General features: G+C 72.0%; 16 protein-coding genes and 1 other RNA gene. 7 read left to right on the top strand and 10 right to left on the bottom strand.

Annotated elements, in window-relative coordinates; all coding sequences use genetic code 11:
- Positions 1–428: 428 nt before the first annotated feature.
- Positions 429–1,154, bottom strand: a complete 726-nt coding sequence (locus tag ACZ3KJ_RS00265; protein WP_467523478.1) for a hypothetical protein — start codon at positions 1,152–1,154, stop codon at positions 429–431.
- Positions 1,155–1,608: 454 nt separating this feature from the next.
- Complete coding sequence (locus ACZ3KJ_RS00260) at positions 1,609–2,574, bottom strand: LysR family transcriptional regulator (protein WP_467523476.1); 966 nt, start codon at positions 2,572–2,574, stop codon at positions 1,609–1,611.
- Positions 2,575–2,657: 83 nt separating this feature from the next.
- Here ACZ3KJ_RS00260 and ACZ3KJ_RS00255 point away from each other — a divergent pair, with 83 nt between their 5' ends.
- The 6 genes from ACZ3KJ_RS00255 to ACZ3KJ_RS00230 all read left to right on the top strand — a co-directional run bounded on the left by ACZ3KJ_RS00255 (position 2,658) and on the right by ACZ3KJ_RS00230 (position 10,751).
- Positions 2,658–4,133 carry an MFS transporter gene (locus ACZ3KJ_RS00255; RefSeq protein ID WP_467523474.1) on the top strand — a complete coding sequence of 492 codons (1,476 nt, stop codon included), beginning with the start codon at positions 2,658–2,660 and terminating at the stop codon, positions 4,131–4,133.
- 236 nt (positions 4,134–4,369) lie between these two features.
- Positions 4,370–5,668, top strand: a complete 1,299-nt coding sequence (locus tag ACZ3KJ_RS00250; protein WP_467523472.1) for an ABC transporter substrate-binding protein — start codon at positions 4,370–4,372, stop codon at positions 5,666–5,668.
- Positions 5,665–6,576, top strand: coding sequence for a carbohydrate ABC transporter permease (locus tag ACZ3KJ_RS00245; RefSeq protein ID WP_467523470.1), 912 nt, complete (start codon positions 5,665–5,667; stop codon positions 6,574–6,576). The genes ACZ3KJ_RS00250 and ACZ3KJ_RS00245 overlap by 4 nt, the downstream gene beginning before the upstream one ends.
- A gap of 83 nt (positions 6,577–6,659) precedes the next feature.
- Complete coding sequence (locus tag ACZ3KJ_RS00240; protein ID WP_467524754.1) at positions 6,660–7,484, top strand: carbohydrate ABC transporter permease; 825 nt, start codon at positions 6,660–6,662, stop codon at positions 7,482–7,484.
- Between the two features lie 10 nt (positions 7,485–7,494).
- Positions 7,495–9,750 (top strand): alpha-xylosidase, encoded by a 2,256-nt coding sequence (gene yicI, locus ACZ3KJ_RS00235; protein WP_467523468.1) that lies wholly within the window; start codon positions 7,495–7,497, stop codon positions 9,748–9,750.
- Positions 9,744–10,751: a LacI family DNA-binding transcriptional regulator gene (locus ACZ3KJ_RS00230; protein ID WP_467523466.1), complete on the top strand. Its 1,008-nt coding sequence runs from the start codon at positions 9,744–9,746 to the stop codon at positions 10,749–10,751. Before yicI ends, ACZ3KJ_RS00230 begins: the two co-directional genes overlap by 7 nt.
- 54 nt (positions 10,752–10,805) lie before the next feature.
- On the opposite strand, the gene ssrA is transcribed toward ACZ3KJ_RS00230, so the two are convergent.
- The 5 genes from ssrA to ftsE form a co-directional block, all read right to left on the bottom strand.
- Positions 10,806–11,210, bottom strand: a transfer-messenger RNA (tmRNA) gene (ssrA, locus tag ACZ3KJ_RS00225).
- A 127-nt stretch (positions 11,211–11,337) separates the two neighbouring features.
- A complete protein-coding gene (gene smpB / locus ACZ3KJ_RS00220; RefSeq protein ID WP_467523464.1) occupies positions 11,338–11,877 on the bottom strand; it encodes an SsrA-binding protein SmpB in 540 nt (179 codons plus the stop codon).
- Positions 11,878–11,989: 112 nt separating this feature from the next.
- Entirely contained in the window at positions 11,990–13,159 is a 1,170-nt protein-coding gene (locus tag ACZ3KJ_RS00215) for a S41 family peptidase (protein WP_467523462.1), read from the bottom strand.
- 68 nt (positions 13,160–13,227) lie between these two features.
- The gene (gene ftsX / locus ACZ3KJ_RS00210; protein WP_467523460.1) at positions 13,228–14,145 is read right to left on the bottom strand and encodes a permease-like cell division protein FtsX; all 918 of its coding nucleotides are present in this window, start codon (positions 14,143–14,145) and stop codon (positions 13,228–13,230) included.
- A 36-nt stretch (positions 14,146–14,181) separates the two neighbouring features.
- Positions 14,182–14,871 (bottom strand): cell division ATP-binding protein FtsE, encoded by a 690-nt coding sequence (ftsE, locus tag ACZ3KJ_RS00205; protein ID WP_389523848.1) that lies wholly within the window; start codon positions 14,869–14,871, stop codon positions 14,182–14,184.
- Between the two features lie 250 nt (positions 14,872–15,121).
- Here ftsE and ACZ3KJ_RS00200 point away from each other — a divergent pair, with 250 nt between their 5' ends.
- Entirely contained in the window at positions 15,122–15,313 is a 192-nt protein-coding gene (locus tag ACZ3KJ_RS00200) for a hypothetical protein (RefSeq protein WP_385073572.1), read from the top strand.
- Positions 15,314–15,397: 84 nt separating this feature from the next.
- Here the strand turns inward: ACZ3KJ_RS00200 and ACZ3KJ_RS00195 are convergent, their stop codons facing one another.
- The 3 genes from ACZ3KJ_RS00195 to ACZ3KJ_RS00185 form a co-directional block, all read right to left on the bottom strand.
- Positions 15,398–16,246 (bottom strand): hypothetical protein, encoded by an 849-nt coding sequence (locus tag ACZ3KJ_RS00195; protein ID WP_467523457.1) that lies wholly within the window; start codon positions 16,244–16,246, stop codon positions 15,398–15,400.
- Between the two features lie 330 nt (positions 16,247–16,576).
- Positions 16,577–17,683, bottom strand: coding sequence for a peptide chain release factor 2 (prfB, locus tag ACZ3KJ_RS00190; RefSeq protein ID WP_467523456.1), 1,107 nt, complete (start codon positions 17,681–17,683; stop codon positions 16,577–16,579).
- A 114-nt stretch (positions 17,684–17,797) separates the two neighbouring features.
- The gene (locus ACZ3KJ_RS00185) at positions 17,798–19,045 is read right to left on the bottom strand and encodes a serine/threonine-protein kinase (RefSeq protein WP_467523454.1); all 1,248 of its coding nucleotides are present in this window, start codon (positions 19,043–19,045) and stop codon (positions 17,798–17,800) included.
- Positions 19,046–19,063 lie beyond the last annotated feature (18 nt).

Genomic DNA, 19,063 nt, shown 5'->3' with positions numbered 1-19,063 from the left:
GGCCCGCCCGGCCGCCCGGCGGACCGCCCCCCGGATCGGCCTACCGATCGGCCTATGGAACGGCCTATGGATCGGCCGGTGGAACGGCGGCCGTGCGGGCTCGGCTCGGCGCACTCGGCCTCGGCGCTGTCGCCGGGTGAGGGACGGGCGGACTGACCGGCGGGGCGTCGGGGCGTGCGCCGGCTGGTGCGTGGGGACATGAGAGGACGTTCTTTCGGGGAAATCGGGGAAATATGGGAAATCAGGGATGGGAAATATGGGAAATCGGGGATTTCGGGATCACGGGATCGCGGGATTCTCGGGATCGCGAGACCCCGGGACATCGGGGATCGCAGGTATCGCGGGGGTCACCGGGGGCCGGAGGCACCGGGCGGCCCCCCGACCTCGGGGACTTCACCGTCTCGGGAGTCGAGTCCCGGAGCCGGCCGTCAGGCCGCGGGCCCCTCGGCCCCTCCGGCCGGTGACGGCGAGGAGGCGGGTGAGGGCTCGGCACTGGCCGAGGGCGACGGGTCCGGCGGCGGGGACGCGGCCGGGCTGCTCGGCACCGGGGCGGCCGGGCTCTCGCTGCCGGACACCGGGCTCGGCCGGGCGGAAGCGCTCGGCGCGGGCCGCGGCGGCACGGCGGCCGCCGACGCGCTCGGCGCCGCCGCACCGCCCGACGCCCTCGGCGCCGCGCTCGCCGCTCCCGGCGCCGCCGCGGCGGGCCCGGAGGCGGTGACGCCCGGGCGGCCGGGCGCGGCGAAGCCCGGCGAGGCCGGGTCCGCCGCCGACGCGCTGGGCGCCGGGGAGGTGTCGACCCGGCCGGCCGGCTCGTCGTCCTTCTGGCCCGGCACCGGCAGCCAGGGCGCGCCGGCGTTGCCCGACAGGAGGGTGGCGACGATGACGACGGCGTAGGTGGCGCAGGCCAGCCCGACGAGGATGCCGATCCGGCGGAAGGTACGGCTGCGGCGGCCGGACTCGTCGACGAACACGGGCACGTCGGACGCCTCCGGGCCGTCGCCGCGCGCACCCGGGACCCGGTGCGGGGAGTCGAGCTGGACGGTCACCTCGTCGGGGTCGTGGCCCTGCCCGCCCTCCCCGGTTTCCGCGGCGGGCGGCCCGTCCGGGAGGCCGGCGGAGCCCTCCGCCCAGGGATCCCTGAGACCTCCGCTCAACCGTTCGTTTTCGGAAAGGCCGTTCGAGGTCGCCGAGCGACCGGTTCGAGGCGTTACGTCCGCTGATGCCCCCCGGCCGCCGCCGGACGACCCCGCGGTCGACACCGAGGGCGGCTGCGGCGACAGCGGCGACGGACCCGGGGTGTCCGCCCCCGGGACACCCGCCGGGGACCGCTTCGCGACCCCGGTGAACGCCTGGGTGTTCCCCTCCATGACCGGTACGTTTCCGGTCGGCGATGCCGCCTCCGGCCACTCCGGTTGGGCATCTTCCCGCCAATTCTTCACGTGCGTGTTTCCCCCCACGGGACACCAGGGGTGAGGAACGGATGCGCCTGTGGCGACGTGGCAGATGTCGGCGGCCCCGGGCCCCCACCCGGTCCGCGCGCCCCCGTTCACCCCTTCTTGCTCAGGCCGCCGAATCTAGCGCAGGCGCTTCACCCGTACGCACGATGTCCTATTTATCCGATGAAGTCATGTTCATGTCTATGGCTGGAATCCATCCCTTGACAGGGCGCTCCAGCCACGACTCGGCGAACCCGAGTTCGACCGCCGCGCGGCGCAGTGCGTCGAGGGCCGGATGGACCAGCCCCTTTCGCCACACGAGTGACACGGGAGAGAGCGGGACCGGGTCGACGAGCGGCCGCAGCACCGTTCCAGGCATGGCCGGAAATCCCACCACCACAAGGATCGGAACGGCATCTTTCGCCATGATGCGCTGGAATTCCTCGACCCCGACGACCAGCGGGGCGGCCGGGGCGACCTCGATGCCGAACCCCTCGAACAGCAGCCGGGCCAGGTCGGTCCACTCCGGCGTCCGCCAGTTGCCGGCGCCCGCGTACACCCGCTCCCCCGCCAGCGCGCCCAACGGCACCTGCGCCGACGCGGCCAGCCGGTGCCCCTCGGGCAGCAGGACCGCCATCGGCTCGTACCGCACGAGCTGGTGCTCCAACTGGGCCCGCAGCGCCGCGTCCAGGCCCGCGAACCGGCCGAACGACGCGTCCAGCCGCCCCGCGACGATCTCGACGGCGGCACCGGTCAGGCCGCTCTCGTAGCGGGCCATCAGCTCCTGCTCGGGGGCGAGTTCACGGGCCCGGTACAGCACCCGGCGCCCGGTCTCCAGCCCCGGCGAGTTCAGGTCGACCAGCAGCGGGCGGGCCTGGCGGAAGGCCGCGAGCAGATCGTCCTGGGCCTGGAGCACCCGGCGCGCGTGCGGCACCAGCCGTTCGCCGTCCGGGGTGAGCGTCACCTGCCGGGTGGTCCGCACGAACAGTTCGGCGCCCAGCTCGCGCTCCAGCCGCCGCACATCACGGCTGAGCGCCTGCTGGGCGACGTACAGCCGGGCCGCGGCGCGCGTGAAGTGGAGTTCCTCGGCGACGGCGAGGAAGGAGCGCAGGAGTCGGGGGTCGAGGTGAGCGGGCATCCGGCGAACTTACAACGCGGGTGCGTGAATCGGCACGGAGAAGGTGTTGGACCCCCGGACCGGCGGCGGACGACGGTGGAACCATGCCGCACCTGCCGCAGCCCGACCCCGACCGGCCCCTCCCCGGCACCCTCGACCGGCCCCCCGACCAGGCTCCCGAACGGGCCCTCACCAGCGCCCCGGACCAGGCTCCTCACCCCACCGACGGCCACTCCGCCGACGGCCGGTCCCGGACCCTGCCCAAGATCCGGACCCCGGCCCCGGCCCGAGCCCCAGCCCCGGCCCGAGCCCCAGCCCCGGCCCGAGCCCCAGCCCCGGCCCGAGCCCCAGCCCCGGCCCGGACGCCCGGCACCTACCGGCACCTCCTCGCCCTCCCCGGCGCCCGCGCCTTCACCGCGGGCAACCTCCTCGCGCGGCTGCCCATGGGCATGTTCAGCGTGAGCGCGGTCGTGATGATCGCCGGCACGCGCGGCTCGTACGCCCTCGCCGGTGCCGTCACCGCGACCGGGCTCGCCGCGACCGCGCTGGTCGGGCCGTGGACCGCCCGGCTCGTCGACCGGTACGGGCAGGCCCGGATCGCCGTGCCCGCCACGCTGTTCGCGGCGCTCGGCAGCCTCGCGCTGGTGCTGTGCGTCCGCCGCGGCGCCCCGGACTGGACACTGTTCGCCTCCTACGCGGCCACCGCGACGACGCCCAACACCGGCGGCATGTCCCGCGCCCGCTGGGCCCACCTGCTCGAGGACGTCCCGTCGGGCGCCGCCGCCCTGCACACCGCCAACTCCTTCGAACAGGCCGTCGACGAGCTGTGCTACATGCTGGGCCCGGTCCTCGCGGCCCTCCTGTGCGGCACGTTCTTCCCCGAGGCCGGCACGCTCGTCGGCGTGGTGCTGCTGGTGACCGGCGTGCTGCTCTTCGCCGCCCAGCGCTCCACCGAGCCGCCCCCGCATCCCCGTACGCAGGCCGGATCGCCGCTGCGCAGCCCCGGCATCCCCGCGCTGCTCGCCGTCTGCCTGGCGCTGGGCGCCGTGTTCGGGGCGACGGAGGTCGTCACGATCGCGTTCGCGGACGCGCGCGGACACGCCACCGCGGCCGGCGCCGTCCTGGCGTTGCAGGCGGCCGGTTCGTGCGCGGCCGGGCTGGTGTACGGGGCGGTGCGGCCGTCCGGGCCGGCCGCCCGGCGTCACCCGTGGACCGTGGCCGCGATGACCGCGCTGCTCACCCTCCCGCTGCTCGCGGCGACCGCCGTCGGCTCGCTCCCGCTGCTGGCGGCCGCGCTGCTCGTCGCGGGGATGGCCACCGCGCCCACGATGGTCACCACCATGACCCTGGTCCAGGAGCGCACCCCCGAAGGCCGCCTCAACGAGGGCATCACCCTGGCCGTGACCGGTCTGCTGGGCGGCATCGCCTGCGGCAGCGCGGCCGGCGGGTGGATCGTCGAACACGTCTCCCCCACCGCCGGATTCGCCGTGCCGGTGACGGCGGCCGCGACCGCCCTGCTGCTCTCCCTCGCCCCGGTCGCCCCGCGCGCCGGAGCGGACCGTTCCCGTCCGCGCCATTGACGCGAGCACAACAGCCGCCTACCTTCGCCCGTCGAAGCGCTTCGACGTCACGCATCGAATCGATTCGACGCACCGGTCGACGCACCGGTCCGACGAACCGGTCGCCGCACCGGCCGACGTACCGGTCCGGCGCACACCGCGTGACGACCGTTCCTGCCCGAACGAAGCCCGAAAGTAGCCCGAACGAAGCCCGAACGAAGCCCGAGAGAACCATCCGGCTCCCCTGGAGGCACAGGATGTGGACGGCACGAAGGCGTGGGAAGGCGACAGCGGCCGCGGCCCTTGCGGGGGCCCTGCTCCTGGCCTCCTGCGGAGGATCGGGCGACGGCGGCTCCGCCGACGCCCACACCCTGCGACTGTGGCACTACGAGGCTCCGAACAGCGCGATGGGCGTGGCCTGGGCGGAGGCCGTGAAGGAGTTCGAGGCCCAGCACCCGGGCGTGAAGGTCGAGTTCGAGGAGAAGAGCTTCGAACAGATCCAGAAGACCGCCCCGATGGTCCTGAACTCCTCCGACGCGCCCGACCTCATGGAGTACAACAAGGGCAACGCGACGACGGGCCTGCTCTCCCGGCAGGGCCTGCTCACGGACCTGTCCGCCGAGGCGTCCGAGCGCGGCTGGGACCGGCTCATCGGTCCCGGCGTGCGCACCACCAGCCAGTACGACGCCGACGGCGTGATGGGCTCCGGCAAGTGGTACGGCGTGCCGAACTACGCCGAGTACACGATGGTCTACTTCAACAAGGACCTGTTCGCGCGGTACGGCCTCGGCGAGCCGAAGACGTTCGACGACCTGGTCGCGGCGATGGACACGTTCGTCGGGAACGACATCACCCCGCTCGCCAACTCCGGCGCCGAGTACCTCGCCCACCAGTACCTGTACCAGCTCGCCCTGTCCAGGGCCGACCGCGCCTGGGTGGACGCGTACGAGCTGTACCGGGGGAAGACCGACTTCCACGACGCGGCCTGGACGTACGCCGCCGAGACCTTCGCCGACTGGGTGGAGAAGGGGTACATCGGCAAGAACTCCACCAGCGTCAAGGCCGAGGAGGCCGGCGTCTCCTTCCTCCAGGGCAAGGCGCCGATCCTGTTCTCCGGCAGCTGGTGGTACGGCCGCTTCCAGGACGAGGCGACGTTCGACTGGGGCACCACCCTGTGGCCCGGCTCGGACCTCACCCTCGGCTCCGGCGGCAACCTCTGGGTCGTGCCCAAGAGCGCCGCCAACAAGGAGCTGGCCTACGACTTCATCGACATCACCCTGTCGAAGAAGATCCAGAACCTGCTCGGCAACAAGGGCGGCGTCCCGGTCGCGGCGGACCCCTCCGCCATCACCGACCCGAAGGCCGAGAAGCTCATCGCCGACTTCACCACCCTGTCCGACCGGGACGGCCTGGCCTTCTACCCCGACTGGCCGGTGGCCGGGTTCTACGACGTGCTGGTCTCCGAGACGCAGAAGCTGCTCACCGGCAGCGAGGAACCGGACGCCTACCTGGACGCGTTGCAGGAGGCGTACGACAAGGGCGTACCGCAGCGATGAGGGCGCGTGGCGCCCGCGGCTCCTACGCCCTGTTCCTCCTCCCCGGCGTCCTGGCCTTCCTCACCGTGGTCGTCGTGCCGTTCCTGATGAACACGGGGGTGAGCTTCACCGACTGGCAGGGGGTGGGCAGCCCGTCGTGGTCGGGGCTCGACAACTACCGGGAGCTGTTCGACGACGCGGACTTCTGGGAGTCGTTCCGGCACAGCCTCTTCATGGTCGTCGCCATGGCGGCCGTGCCCACGGCGATCGGGCTGCTCCTCGCGGCCGCCCTGTTCGACCACGTCGGCCGGCACTTCGGCTCCCGGATCACCACCGTCCTGCGCGCCTGCTTCTACCTCCCCCAGGTGCTGCCGGTCGCGGTCGCGGGGATCGTCTGGAGCTGGATCCTCGCCCCCGACGACGGCGCCCTGAACGCGTTCCTGGAGGCGATCGGGCTCGGCGGCCGGCAGCGGGACTGGCTGGGCGATCCCGACCTGGCGCTGTACAGCGTGATGGGCGTGATGGTGTGGGTGCAGCTCGGCTTCCCGCTGGTGGTCTTCCTGGCCGGTCTGCAACGCGTCGACCCCCAGCTGCACGAGGCGGCCGAACTGGACGGCGCCGGCTGGTGGCGCCGCTTCCGGCACATCACCCTGCCGCAGCTCCGCCCGGAGATCCACGTCGTCCTGACCTGGTGCACGATCGCCGCGCTGAAGGTGTTCGGCGCGGTGTACGTCCTGACGAAGGGCGGCCCCGGCGGCGCGACGAACGTGCCCTCCTACTTCTCCTTCACCACCTTCTTCGAGAAGACCCAGGTCGGCTACGGCGCCGCGATCTCCACGGTGCTGACCCTGATCGTCCTGGCCCTGTCCCTGCTCGGCCTGACCTTGCAGACGCGCGCCGAGGACGCCGAGGAAGGGGCACGCGCATGACGACGGGCACACGTATGACGACGGACACCCGCATGACGACGGACACGCGTACGACGACGGCCCCGCGCCGTCGCCCGGACCGGGTGACGACGGCCCTGCGCCGTTACCCGGTCCTGATCGCCCTCTGTCTCGCCGCGCTGTTCATGGTGGTCCCGTTCCTGATCGTCGCGGTGAACGCGGTCAAGTCCCCCGCGGAGTACGCGCGGAACGGCCCGCTGAGCCTGCCCGACGGCCTCTACCTCGACGGCCTGAAGGACTTCTGGGAGCGGGTGGACTACAGCCGGAAGCTGTTCAACTCGGTCCTGATCAGCGGCGCGGTGGCGGTGCTCGCGGTGGTCCTGTCGGTCCTGAACGCGTACGCGATCGGCATCGGCAGGATCAGGGGCCGCACCTGGGTGCTGGCCTTCTTCGTCCTGGCGACCATGGTGCCGCAGGAGGCGCTGGTCTACCCCGTCTACCACCTGAGCAAGCAGGCGGGCCTGTACGACACCCGGCTGAGCGTGATCATCGTCTTCACGGTGCTCCAGGCGGCCTTCGGCACGTACCTGCTGTCGTCGGTGCTGCGCGAGTTCCCCCGCGAGATCATCGAGGCGGCCCGCATCGACGGCGCGAACACCTGGCAGGTGCTGTGGCGGGTCGTCGTCCCGGTCAGCCGGCCCACCCTCGGCGTGCTCCTGGTCTTCTTCTTCGTCTGGACCTGGAACGAGTTCCTGCTCCCGCTGGTCATGCTGGTCTCCAACGACAACCAGACCGTGTCGGTGGCCCTCGGCGTCCTCCAGGGCCAGCGGCTGATGGACGCCACGATGACCAACGCGGCCGCCCTGCTCGGCGTGCTCCCGGCCCTCGTCTTCTTCCTCCTCTTCCAGCGGACGCTCACCCGCGGCATCGCCGTCGGCGCCGTGAAGTAAGGACCCCCACATGAAGTTCACCGATGGTTACTGGCTGCTGCGCGAGGGAGTCACGGCCGCCCACCCGGCCGGCGTCCTCGACGTCGAGGAGGGCGACGGCGCCCTGGAGATCCACGCGCCGACCCGGCCCGTCCGCTCGCGGGGCGACCTGCTGACGGGACCGGTCATGACGATCACCGTCCACACCCCGATGCCGGACGTCATCGGCGTCACCCTGACCCACCTCACCGGCGGGCAGCCGCGCGGGCCGGTCTTCGACGTCACCGGCGGTGAGAGCGCCCCCCGGATCTCCCACGACGACGACCACACGACCCTCACCTCCGGCGCGCTGTCGGTGCGGGTGGCCCGCTCCGGCCCCTGGCAGGTGGAGTTCCTCGCCGACGGGCGCCTCCTCACCTCCAGCGGCCCCAAGGGCATGGGCATCATGCGGGACGCGGCCGGCGCCCATCACCTGCGCGAACAGCTCGCCCTCGGCGTCGGCACGCACGTCTACGGCCTCGGCGAACGCTTCGGCCCGCTGACCCGGGGCGGCCAGGCCGTCGACATCTGGAACGCCGACGGCGGCACCGCCACCGAACAGGCCTACAAGAACGTCCCGTTCTACCTGACGGACGCGGGCTACGGCGTCTTCGTCGACCACCCCGGCAAGGTCTCCTTCGAGGTCGGCTCGGAGACCGTGTCGAAGGTGCAGTTCAGCGCCGAGACCCAGGAACTGACGTACTACGTCGTCCACGGCCCCACCCCGAAGGACGTCCTGCGCCGGTACACGGCCCTCACCGGCCGCCCCGCGCTCCCGCCCGCCTGGTCGTTCGGCCTGTGGCTGTCGACGTCCTTCACGACGTCGTACGACGAGGAGACCGTGACCTCGTTCATCGAGGGCATGCGGCAGCGCGGACTGCCGCTCTCCGTCTTCCACTTCGACTGCTTCTGGATGCGGGAGCACCACTGGTGCGACTTCCGGTGGGACCCGCGGGTCTTCCCGGACCCGGAGGGCATGCTGGCCCGGCTCAAGGCCAGGGGCCTGCGCGTGTGCGTGTGGATCAACCCGTACATCGCCCAGCGGTCCCCGCTGTTCGCGGAGGGCAAGGCGCTGGGGCACCTGCTCAGGCGCCCCGACGGCGGTGTCTGGCAGTGGGACCTGTGGCAGCCCGGCATGGCCCTGGTCGACTTCACCTCCCGGGCCGCCCGCGACTGGTACGCCTCGAAGCTGGAGGCGCTGCTCGCCCAGGGCGTCGACTGCTTCAAGACCGACTTCGGCGAACGCGTCCCGCTCGACGTGGTCTGGTCCGACGGCTCCGACCCGGAACGCATGCACAACTACTACACGTACCTGTACAACCGGACCGTCTTCGAGGTGCTGCGCAAGCACCGGGGGGAGGGGGAGGCGGTGGTGTTCGCGCGGTCGGCGACGGCCGGCGGGCAGCGGTTCCCGGTGCACTGGGGCGGCGACTGCGAGGCGACGTACGCGTCGATGGCGGAGTCGCTGCGCGGCGGGCTCTCCCTCGGACTGTCCGGGTTCGGCTTCTGGAGCCATGACATCGGCGGCTTCGAGGGGACGCCGACGCCCGCGCTGTTCAAGCGGTGGGTCGCCTTCGGACTGCTGTCCTCGCACAGCCGGCTGCACGGCTCCGCCTCGTACCGGGTGCCGTGGCTGTTCGACGAGGAGTCCGTGGACGTGCTGCGGCACTTCACCCGGCTGAAGATGCGGCTCCTGCCCTACCTCTACGAGGCCGCGCGCGTCGCCCACGAGGAGGGCGTGCCGGTGATGCGGGCGATGGTCCTGGAGTTCCCCGACGACCCCGGCTGCGCCCATCTGGAACGGCAGTACATGCTCGGCCCGGACCTGCTGGTCGCGCCCGTCTTCGACGACGAGGGAGACGTCACCTACTACGTGCCCGAGGGCACCTGGACCCACTACCTCACCGGGCGGACGGTCACCGGGCCGCGCTGGGTGCGCGAGCGGCACGACGTCCTCAGCCTGCCGCTGCTGGTGCGGCCCGGCGCGGTCCTCCCGGTGGGCGCGCACGCCGACCGGCCCGACTACGCCCACGCCGACGGGGTCACGCTGCGCGCGTACGGCCTGCCGCGCGGCGCCCAGGTGAGCGTGCGGGTCGGCGCGGTCACCTTCACCGTCGTCCGGGAGGGCGACACCCTGCGGGCCTCCGCCAGTGACCCCTCGGCGCCGTGGGCGCTGGCCGCGGGGGACCGGACGGCCCGGGCGCGGGCCGGCAGCGGCTTCCTCACCCTGGAGCTGGACCGATGGTGAAGATCACGGACGTGGCCCGGCACGCCGGGGTCTCCCCCAGCACCGTGTCGTACGCGCTCAGCGGCAAGCGCCCGATCTCCGCCGCGACCCGGCGGCGCGTCGAGGACGCCATCCGGGAACTGGGCTACCGGCCGCACGCGGGTGCCCGGGCCCTGGCCGGCCGACGCTCCAACGTGCTGGCGCTGGTGATGCCGCTGCGGGCCGGCATCCACGTCCCGGTCGTCATGGGGTTCGCGGTGTCGGTGGCGGTGGCCGCCCGGCGCCACGACCACGACGTGCTGCTGCTCACCCAGGAGGAGGGCGAGGAGGGGCTGCGCCGGGTCGCGGACACCGCGCTGGTGGACGCCCTGATCCTGATGGACGTCCAGCTCCGCGACCCCCGGCTGCCCCTGCTGCGCTCCCTCGACCGGCCGTCCGTGGTGATCGGGTTCCCGCACGAGAGGGACGGGCTGACCTGCATCGACCTCGACTTCCGGGCGGCGGGCGAGGCCTGTGTGGAGCATCTGGCGCAGTTCGGCCACCGGGTGGTGGCGCTGGTCGGCTCGCCGCCGGAGGTGTATGTGCGCGGGACGGCGTTCGCGCAGCGTGTGGTGCAGGGGTTCACCGCGGCCGCCGACCGGGCCGGGCTCTCCTGCGCCGTCCACCCGTGCGAGGCGACGCCCGCCGCCGCCCGCCGGGTCGCGGAGCGGCTGCTGCGCGAGCAGCCCGCGCTGACGGGTGTGGTCGTGCACAACGAGGCGGTCCTGGAGCCCCTGATCGACGCCTTCGGGGAGCTCGGGCTGCGGGTGCCGACGGATCTGTCGGTCACGGCGATCTGCCCCGACGAGCTCGCCGCGTCCCTCCGCGTGCCCGTCACCTCCGTGGCGCTGCCCGCCACCGAGGTGGGCACGCGGGCGGTGGAACTGCTGATGGCGCAGCTCTCCGGCGAGCAGGCGCCGGACGCGACCCTGCTGCCGCCCCGGCTGACCCGGCGCGCCAGTACGGCACCGCGTCCGGCCTGAGGACATGAAGAAGCCCCGTCCCCCTCAGGGGCGGGGCTTCTTCATACATGGGATGAGTGGAGATGGCGGGAATCGAACCCGCGTCCAACGGTGCGGAACCAGGGCTTCTCCGTGTGCAGTTCGCTGTGATTTTCTCGGCCCCGGCGATCACGCGAACAAGTCGCCGACGGGCCCAGTCACTGTTTGGTTTCCCTCTTCACCCCGTGACCGGGATCAAGGTTTAGTTCCCTAGCTGATGCCAGGATCCGGGTCGGGAACGAGCCCGGGCTGACACTCCCCTAGTAAGGGGCAGTTGCCTCGTTACCTGAGATCAGGCGGCGAGGGCGAACTGCGTCGCCTTGGGAGAATCGCTCTTAACAGTGGCGATTATTTTTTTCGGCCTGTGGTTTACGAGATCATGGCCGCTTCCTCGACACGCTTCCCCTGCTTCGACATCCGCTGTCGAAACCGATCATCCCCATGTTGATTTTTCAATCGTCGTGCCCGCTGTGAGGCACAGGTGCCATCGTACGTGACCAACGCACGCCGATGCCAGCCTATTCCCGCCGGGCGGCGACCCACCGCCGGCCGGCCGGTGAACGCCCGGCTACGCGCCCCGCTGCCGCCGCTTCGCCGCGGCGATCGCCCGGTCGGTGTCCCGGCGGTCCTGCTTCTCCCGCAGGGTCTGCCGCTTGTCGTACTCCTTCTTGCCGCGCGCCAGCGCGATCTCCGCCTTGGCCCGGCCGTCCTTGAAGTACAGGGCGAGCGGCACGATCGTGTGACCGGTCTCCTCCGACTTCACGGCCAGCTTGTCGATCTCCTCGCGGTGCAGCAGCAGCTTGCGCTTGCGGCGCGCGGAGTGGTTGGTCCAGCTGCCCTGGCTGTACTCGGGGATGTGGGCGTTGTGCAGCCACGCCTCACCCCGGTCCACCTGGACGAAGCCGTCGGTCAGCGAGGCCCGCCCCTGGCGCAGCGACTTCACCTCGGTGCCGGTCAGCACCAGACCGGCCTCGAAGGTGTCGATGATCGCGTAGTCGTGCCGGGCCTTCTTGTTCTGCGCGACGATCCGGCGCTTGCCGCCCTTCTCGCCGTCCTTGCCCGCGGCCGGCTTGCCCTGCTTCGGCTGGGACTCTTTCGGTACGTACATGCCCTTGCTCATAGTGCGGCCATTTTCGCACCCGAGGGGGGTCCGAGGGAAAGCCGATTACGAGGTGCGCCGCGAGCGGTCACGAGGTGCGCCGCGAGGGGGCCCGGCCGGCTCAGGACGCGTCGCCGAGTCCGCTCAGCACGGTCTCCGCCCGCTCCAGCGCCCCCTCGTCGGCCTCCAGGTCCGGGCTGATGCCGGTGCCGTCGACGGTACGGCCGGACGGGGTGCGGTAGTGGCCGACGGTCAGCTCGGCGACGGAGCCGTCGGGCAGCTCGCTCGGCATCTGCACCGAGCCCTTGCCGAAGGTGCGGGAGCCCACGACGACCGCGCGGCCGCGGTCCTGAAGGGCGCCGGTGAGCAGCTCGGCCGCGCTCATGGTGCCGCCGTCGACGAGCGCCACCAGGGGCCGGTCGGTGTCGCCGCCGGGCTCGGCGTGCAGGGCCCGCTGCTCGCCGTCGACGTCGTAGGTGGCGACCAGGCCGCCGTCGAGGAAGGCGGAGGCGGTGGAGACGGCCTCCGTGACCAGACCGCCGGAGTTGCCCCGCAGGTCCAGCACGATCCCGGCGTCGGCCGGCGCCGCGCGGACGGCGGTGCGGACGGTGTCCCCGACCCCCCGGGTGAACGCGGCGACGGTGATGACGGTGGCCCGCTCGCCGAGCGCGCGCACGGTGACGGGGTCGGCGGACAGACGGGCCCGGCGCAGGGTCTGCGTCCACGCGCGCGTGCCGCGCTCCAGGCCGAGACGGACGGTGGTGCCGGCGGGCGCGTCCGTCGCGTCGCCGCGCAGCAGGGCGACGACCTCGGTGACCGGCCGGCCGTCGACCGCCTCCCCGTCGACACTGCGCAGCCGGTCGCCCGCGCGGATCCCGGCGGCGGCCGCGGGCGACCCGGACCGCACCCCGGTCACCTCGATCGTCCCGTCCCGCTCACGGCGCGCCTCCAGGCCGACTCCGGTGTACCGGCCGTCGAGGGACTCCGCGAACTCCTCGTACTCGCCCTCCGAGTAGACGGCCGCCCAGCGGTCCCCGCTGCGGCTGACGGCGCGTTCGGCGGCCTCCAGGGGCGACTTGCCGTCGGCCATCGCCTCCTCGGCGGCCCTGGTGACCGCCTCGGCCTCCGGGCCCGGAGCGGCCGCGCGCGACCGGTCGGCCGGGGCGCCCCGGCCGTCGACGGGCAGTGAGCCGGTCGCCGCACCCGCGACGAGGACGCTCGCGAACACCACCGTCAGGGCGGCCCCGCGGCCGAAGCGGCGGGGCGAACTCAGGGGATCACAGCCTGACATGGCCGCGAGTCTAGGGGAACGCCGAGGGGCCGCACGGTGGCTTGCCCGTACGGCCCCCTTGGCATGCGTCACACCTTCAGGTACTTGCGCAACGCGAAGAACGCGGCCAGCGCGGGCATCAGCAGGCTCGTGGCGAGGATGAGCGGAAGCTTCGTCAGCACGGCGTCCCAGCCGATGAAGTTGATCAGGTTCAGCTTCTCGGACAGGGCGAGACCGTGGTCGATGATGAAGTACCGCGCGATCACGAGGAATCCGCACGCGACGGTACCGCCGATGAGCCCGGCGACCGCCGCCTCCGCGATGAACGGCGCCTGGATGTAGAACCCGGAGGCGCCGACCAGGCGCATGATCCCGGTCTCACGCCGTCGGCTGAACGCGGACACGCGCACGGTGTTGACGATCAGCATCAGCGCCACGACCAGCATCAGCGCCATCACCGCCCGCGCGGCCCAGTTCATGCCGTTCAGCAGCCCGAACAGGTTGTCCAGGATGCCCTTCTGGTCCTGCACCGACTGCACGCCGTCCCGCCCGTCGAAGGCGGTCGCGATGACCTGGTACTTCTCCGGGTCCTTCAGCTTGATGCGGTACGACTCCTGCATCTGGTCCGGCGTGAGGGAGGCGGCCAGCGGGGAGTCGCCGAACTGCTCCTTGTAGTGCTTGTACGCCTCGTCCTGCGACTCGTGGGTGACCGAGTCGACGACCGACATCTTCTTCAGGTCGGACGTGATCTGCTTCTTCTGGTCGTCGGTCACCGCGCCCTTGGCGCAGTTGGGGTCGGACTCGGCGTCGCTCTTGTTGCAGAGGAAGATCGAGACGTTGACCTTGTCGTACCAGTAGCCCTTCATCGTGTTGACCTGGTCGCTCATCAGGAGCGACCCGCCGAACAGGGCGAGCGACAGGGCGACGGAGACGATGACGGCGAAGGTCATCGTCAGGTTGCGACGGAGACCGACACCGATCTCCGACAGTACGAACTGGGCGCGCATGGCGTGTTGTTCAGGCCTTTCCGTGGACGGTCGCGGTCAGTGCTGGTAGCCGTAGACGCCGCGTGCCTGGTCGCGGACGAGGCGGCCCTTCTCCAGCTCGATGACGCGCTTGCGCATCTGGTCCACGATGTTCTGGTCGTGCGTCGCCATCACCACGGTCGTACCGGTCCGGTTGATCCGGTCGAGCAGCTTCATGATGCCGACGGAGGTCTGCGGGTCGAGGTTGCCGGTGGGCTCGTCGGCGATCAGCAGCTTGGGCCGGTTCACGAAGGCCCGCGCGATGGCCACGCGCTGCTGCTCACCGCCGGAGAGCTCGCCGGGCCTCCGGTCCTCCTTGCCGCCGAGCCCGACGAGGTCGAGCACCTGCGGCACGGACTTGCGGATCTCGCCGCGCGACTTGCCGATGACCTCCTGCGCGAAGGCGACGTTCTCCGCCACCGTCTTGTTCGGCAGGAGCCGGAAGTCCTGGAAGACCGTCCCCAGCTGGCGGCGCATCTGCGGCACCTTCCAGTTGGACAGCCGCGCGAGGTCCTTGCCCAGGACGTGCACCTGACCGTGGCTGCACCGCTCCTCGCGGAGGATCAACCGCAGGAAGGTGGACTTTCCGGAGCCCGAGGACCCCACGAGGAACACGAACTCACCCTTCTCCACTTCGAGGGAGACATCCCTGAGTGCGGGGTGGCTCTGCTTGGGGTAGACCTTGGAGACGTTGTCGAATCGGATCACGGATGCACCACGGGTCGCCGGGGGTAGATGAGCGTGACCATACGCGAACCGGGTACGCGCGCGCAGGCACCGGTTGCGGTTGCGCGGCGGTTGTGCCCTTTTGTACCGACGGGACGCATCCGAGGGCCCGTCCGGGCGGCTTCCGGGGCCCCCGCGCAACCTCCGCGGGAACCTGGCACAGTGGGTGGGGGAACGTTCGCGCCTCCGCGAGCGTTGAGATACCTGGAACCGGTGCGAGGAGGGCGAGCGCATGACGTATGACCGGCTGGTGTGCGCCAACTGCGCGGCGCCCGTGAGCGAGGGCCGGTGCCCCGTGTGCCGTGCGAACCGCGAGCGGATGCAGCAGGAGAACTTCTTCGCGGGGCTCAACCCGATGGCGTTGATCGCACTACTGGCGGTGCTGGTGGCGGCGGTGGCGCTGCTGGCCCACCAGAGCGCGTAGCCGTACGACGCCGAAGGGGCCCGGAGCTGTCGGCTCCGGGCCCCTTCGCGTGTCCGCGTACCGTGGGTACGGGCGCGACTACCGTCAGGCAGCCGCCGCCCCGCCGCGGCCCTCGACGAGACGCGGCAGCACCCGGAAGCCGATGCCGCCGGCGATCATCGTCGCCGCGCCGATGATCAGGAACGTGGTCTGGCCGGCACCGGTCTCGGCCAGCTCCTCGCCACCGCCCTGGGCGGTGGTGTCGGTGCTGGTGGAGTCCGAGGTGTCGGTCAGCGCGGAGCTGCCGGCCTCCTGGACGGAGGTGCCGTCGGGCGTGGTGCCGGAGCCGCCGGTGGTGGAACCGCCGGTGCTGCTGCCGCCCGTGGTGGAGGCGGAGCCGCCGGTGGAGGAGTCCGAGCCGCCCGTGGTGGTGCTGCCGCCCGTGGTGGAGGTGGAGCCGCCGGAGCTGCTGGACGAACCGCCGCTGCTGGAGCTGCTGCCGCCGGAGCTGGAGCTGCTGCCGCCGGAGCTGCTGGAGCCACCGGAGCTGGAGCTGGAGCCACCGGAGCTGCTCTGGTCGCCCGAAGAAGCGTCACTGCCACCGGCGCTGGCGTCGCTGCCACCGGCGGACTCCTCACCACCGGCGTCGCTGCCGCCCGCGGACTCCTCACCACCGGCGTCGCTGCCGCCCGCGGACTCCTCACCACCAGCGTCGCTGCCGCCCGCGGACTCCTCACCACCAGCGTCGTTCCCGCCCGCGGACTCAGTACCGCCGGCGGTGCAGACCTGGACGGTGCAGTCGTCGTCACTGCCCGAGGTGTCGCCGTCCGCGTCACCGTCAGTCGTCTGCACGAGGACATCGAGGCCGATCTCGTCGGCCGAAGCCACACCCGCCACCGTCAGCGAGGCGCCCGCGGCGATCACTGCGCCCGCGGCGATGCGCGCGATACGCACGCGCGTCTTCCTGGTCATATGGTTGCTACCCCCAGTAGCCGATTCGTCAAAGAGGCCGCGTTCCGGGCGGTGATCGACGGAGGCAGCTGGGATGTAGCGAAGGCCCCCGGTTCACATGCGCCCCAGAGATACGCATGCCACACTGCACGATTCCTATTTTTTTAAGCAACGTCAAGGTCGTTGCGCACGCGATGTCCCAGACGACACGCTTTGCCGGAAGTTGAAGCTGTGAGTGTGATGTAAAACCCAGACATCCGGGAAAGCGCGGGCAAGACAAAAGGCAACCACCCCTTCCCCAGGGGCAGTTGCCTTGTCGACAAAACTACGAGACTACTTCTCCTGCTGCTTGCGCCAGCGAATCCCGGCCTCCAGGAAACCGTCGATCTCCCCGTTGAACACGGCCTCGGGGTTGCCGACCTCGAACTCGGTGCGCAGGTCCTTGACCATCTGGTACGGGTGCAGGACGTAGGAGCGCATCTGGTTGCCCCACGAGTTGCCGCCGTCGCCCTTGAGGGCGTCCATCTTGGCCTGCTCCTCCTGCCGGCGCCGCTCCAGCAGCTTGGCCTGGAGGACGTTCATCGCGGTCGCCTTGTTCTGGATCTGCGACCGCTCGTTCTGGCAGGAGACGACGATGCCGGTGGGAATGTGGGTGAGGCGCACCGCCGAGTCGGTGGTGTTCACTCCCTGGCCGCCGGGCCCGGACGAGCGGTAGACGTCCACCCGCAGCTCGGACTCGTCGATCTCCACGTGGTCGGTCTGCTCGACGACGGGGAGGATCTCGACGCCCGCGAAGGAGGTCTGGCGCCGGCCCTGGTTGTCGAAGGGCGAGATGCGCACCAGCCGGTGCGTGCCCTGCTCGACGGAGAGGGTGCCGTAGGCGTAGGGGACCTGCACGGCGAAGGTGGTCGACTTGATGCCGGCCTCCTCGGCGTACGACGTCTCGTAGACCTCGGTCTTGTAGCCCTTCTGCTCCGCCCACCGCAAGTACATCCGCTGGAGCTTCTCGGCGAAGTCGGCGGCGTCGACGCCGCCGGCCTCGGCGCGGATGTTGACGAGCGCCTCGCGGGAGTCGTACTCGCCGCTGAGGAGCGTGCGGACCTCCATCTCGTCCAGCGCCTTGCGGACGGCGGCGAGCTCGGACTCGGCCTCGGCACGGGTGTCCGGGTCGTCCTCCTCCTCGGCCATCTCGAACAGCACGGCGAGGTCGTCGATCCGGCCGCGCAGCGCGTCGGCCTTCCTGACCTCGGCCTGGAGGTGGGACAGCTTGCTGGTGATCTTCTGCGCCTCTTCGGGGTTGTCCCACAGGGACGGCGCGGCCGCCTGCTCCTCGAGCACGGCGATGTCTGCCCTCAGCTTGTCGAGGTCCAGAACGGCCTCGATCGACTCCATGGTCGAGGAGAGGGACTTGAGCTCTTCGGATACATCGACGACTGCCACGCCTCCAGCGTAACGGCTCCGCCAGGCGGGGACGGCCGGAGGACCGGGCCTGGGGTGCTCCCCGGCGCGGACGCGGCCGTCACCGGGGGCGGCGGCCCCCGGTGACGGGCCGGGTCACGGCGAGGCCGGTGCCGAGTTCTTCGTGTCCCCGGGGCCGGTGCCGGGGTCGTCGTCCGAGGTCGCCGCCCAGGTGCCGACGCCCACGGCGGCGAGCAGCACCGCCGCGGCCACGCCCAGCGTGATCCGGCGGCGCCGGGTCGCCGCGCGGTTGCGCGCGGAGCCGGGGCGCGGTGACCCGGCCGCCCTCGGCACCCGTGCCGTCCCGTGCGCGCCCCCGGCCAGCTCGTCGGGGGCCGGCACCCGCATCGAGGTGTGCGTGTCCCGGCTGGAGTCCGGCTTGGCGCCGGGCACCAGGGGGACCGAGCCCCGGCGGGCCCGCCCGGCGGGGGCGGGGGACTCGGCGGCCGGCGCCGTCTCCTCCCGGCGGCCCTCCTGGGCCGTCTCCGCGTCGGGCTCGTCGACGTCCAGCGGCGGCATCCCCGCCAGCGTCGGCAGCTGCTCCCGCAGCCGCGCCGCCAGCTCGGAGGCCCGCAGACGGGAGGCCGGGGCCTTGGCCAGGCACTGCACGAGCAGCTGCCACAGCTCGTCGGGGATGCCGGGGAGCGGGGCGACCGACTCCGTGACATGGCGGCGCAGCACCGCGCCCGGGTGCCCGCCGCCGAACGGGGTGAAGCCCGCGAGCAGCTCGTACAGGACCGTAGCGAGGGCGTAGATGTCGACGGAGGCGCGCGGGGGAAGGCCCTCGACGATCTCGGGGGCGAGGTAGTCCGGGGTGCCGATGATCTTCGTGGCGCGGGTCCGCTTCGGGGTGTCGATCAGCTTGGCGATCCCGAAGTCGGTCAGCAGCGCCCGGTGCGAGCCGCCGGGGCCCAGCGGGCCCTGCATGTCCAGCAGGACGTTCTCCGGCTTGACGTCCCGGTGCACGACCCCGGCCGCGTGCGCGGCGGCGAGCCCCTCGGCGATGTCGGCGACGATCGCGACGGCGGCCTCGGGCGCGAGGCGCCGGTCGCGCTCCAGGCGGGTGCGCAGGTCGGTGCCGCGGACGAGGTCCATGACCAGGGCCAGGTCGTTGCCGTCGACCACCAGGTCCCGTACGGAGACCACGTTCGGGTGCTCCAGGCCGAGCAGGGCGGTGCGCTCCTGCACGAAGCGGCCGACCAGCTCCTCGTCGGACGCGAGGTCCTCGCGCAGCAGCTTGACGGCGACGGGTCCGTCCGGCCCCTCGCCCAGCCACACCGTGCCGGCGCTGCCCCGGCCCAGGATCTGATGGGCGGTGTACCGGCTGCCGATCTTCCGTGCCAAGACTGCTCCTACAGACGC

The organism is Streptomyces sp. NPDC003248 (assembly GCF_055563235.1).
Note: the sequence above shows the minus strand (reverse complement) of the source record. Positions and strands in the feature narration are given on the sequence as shown.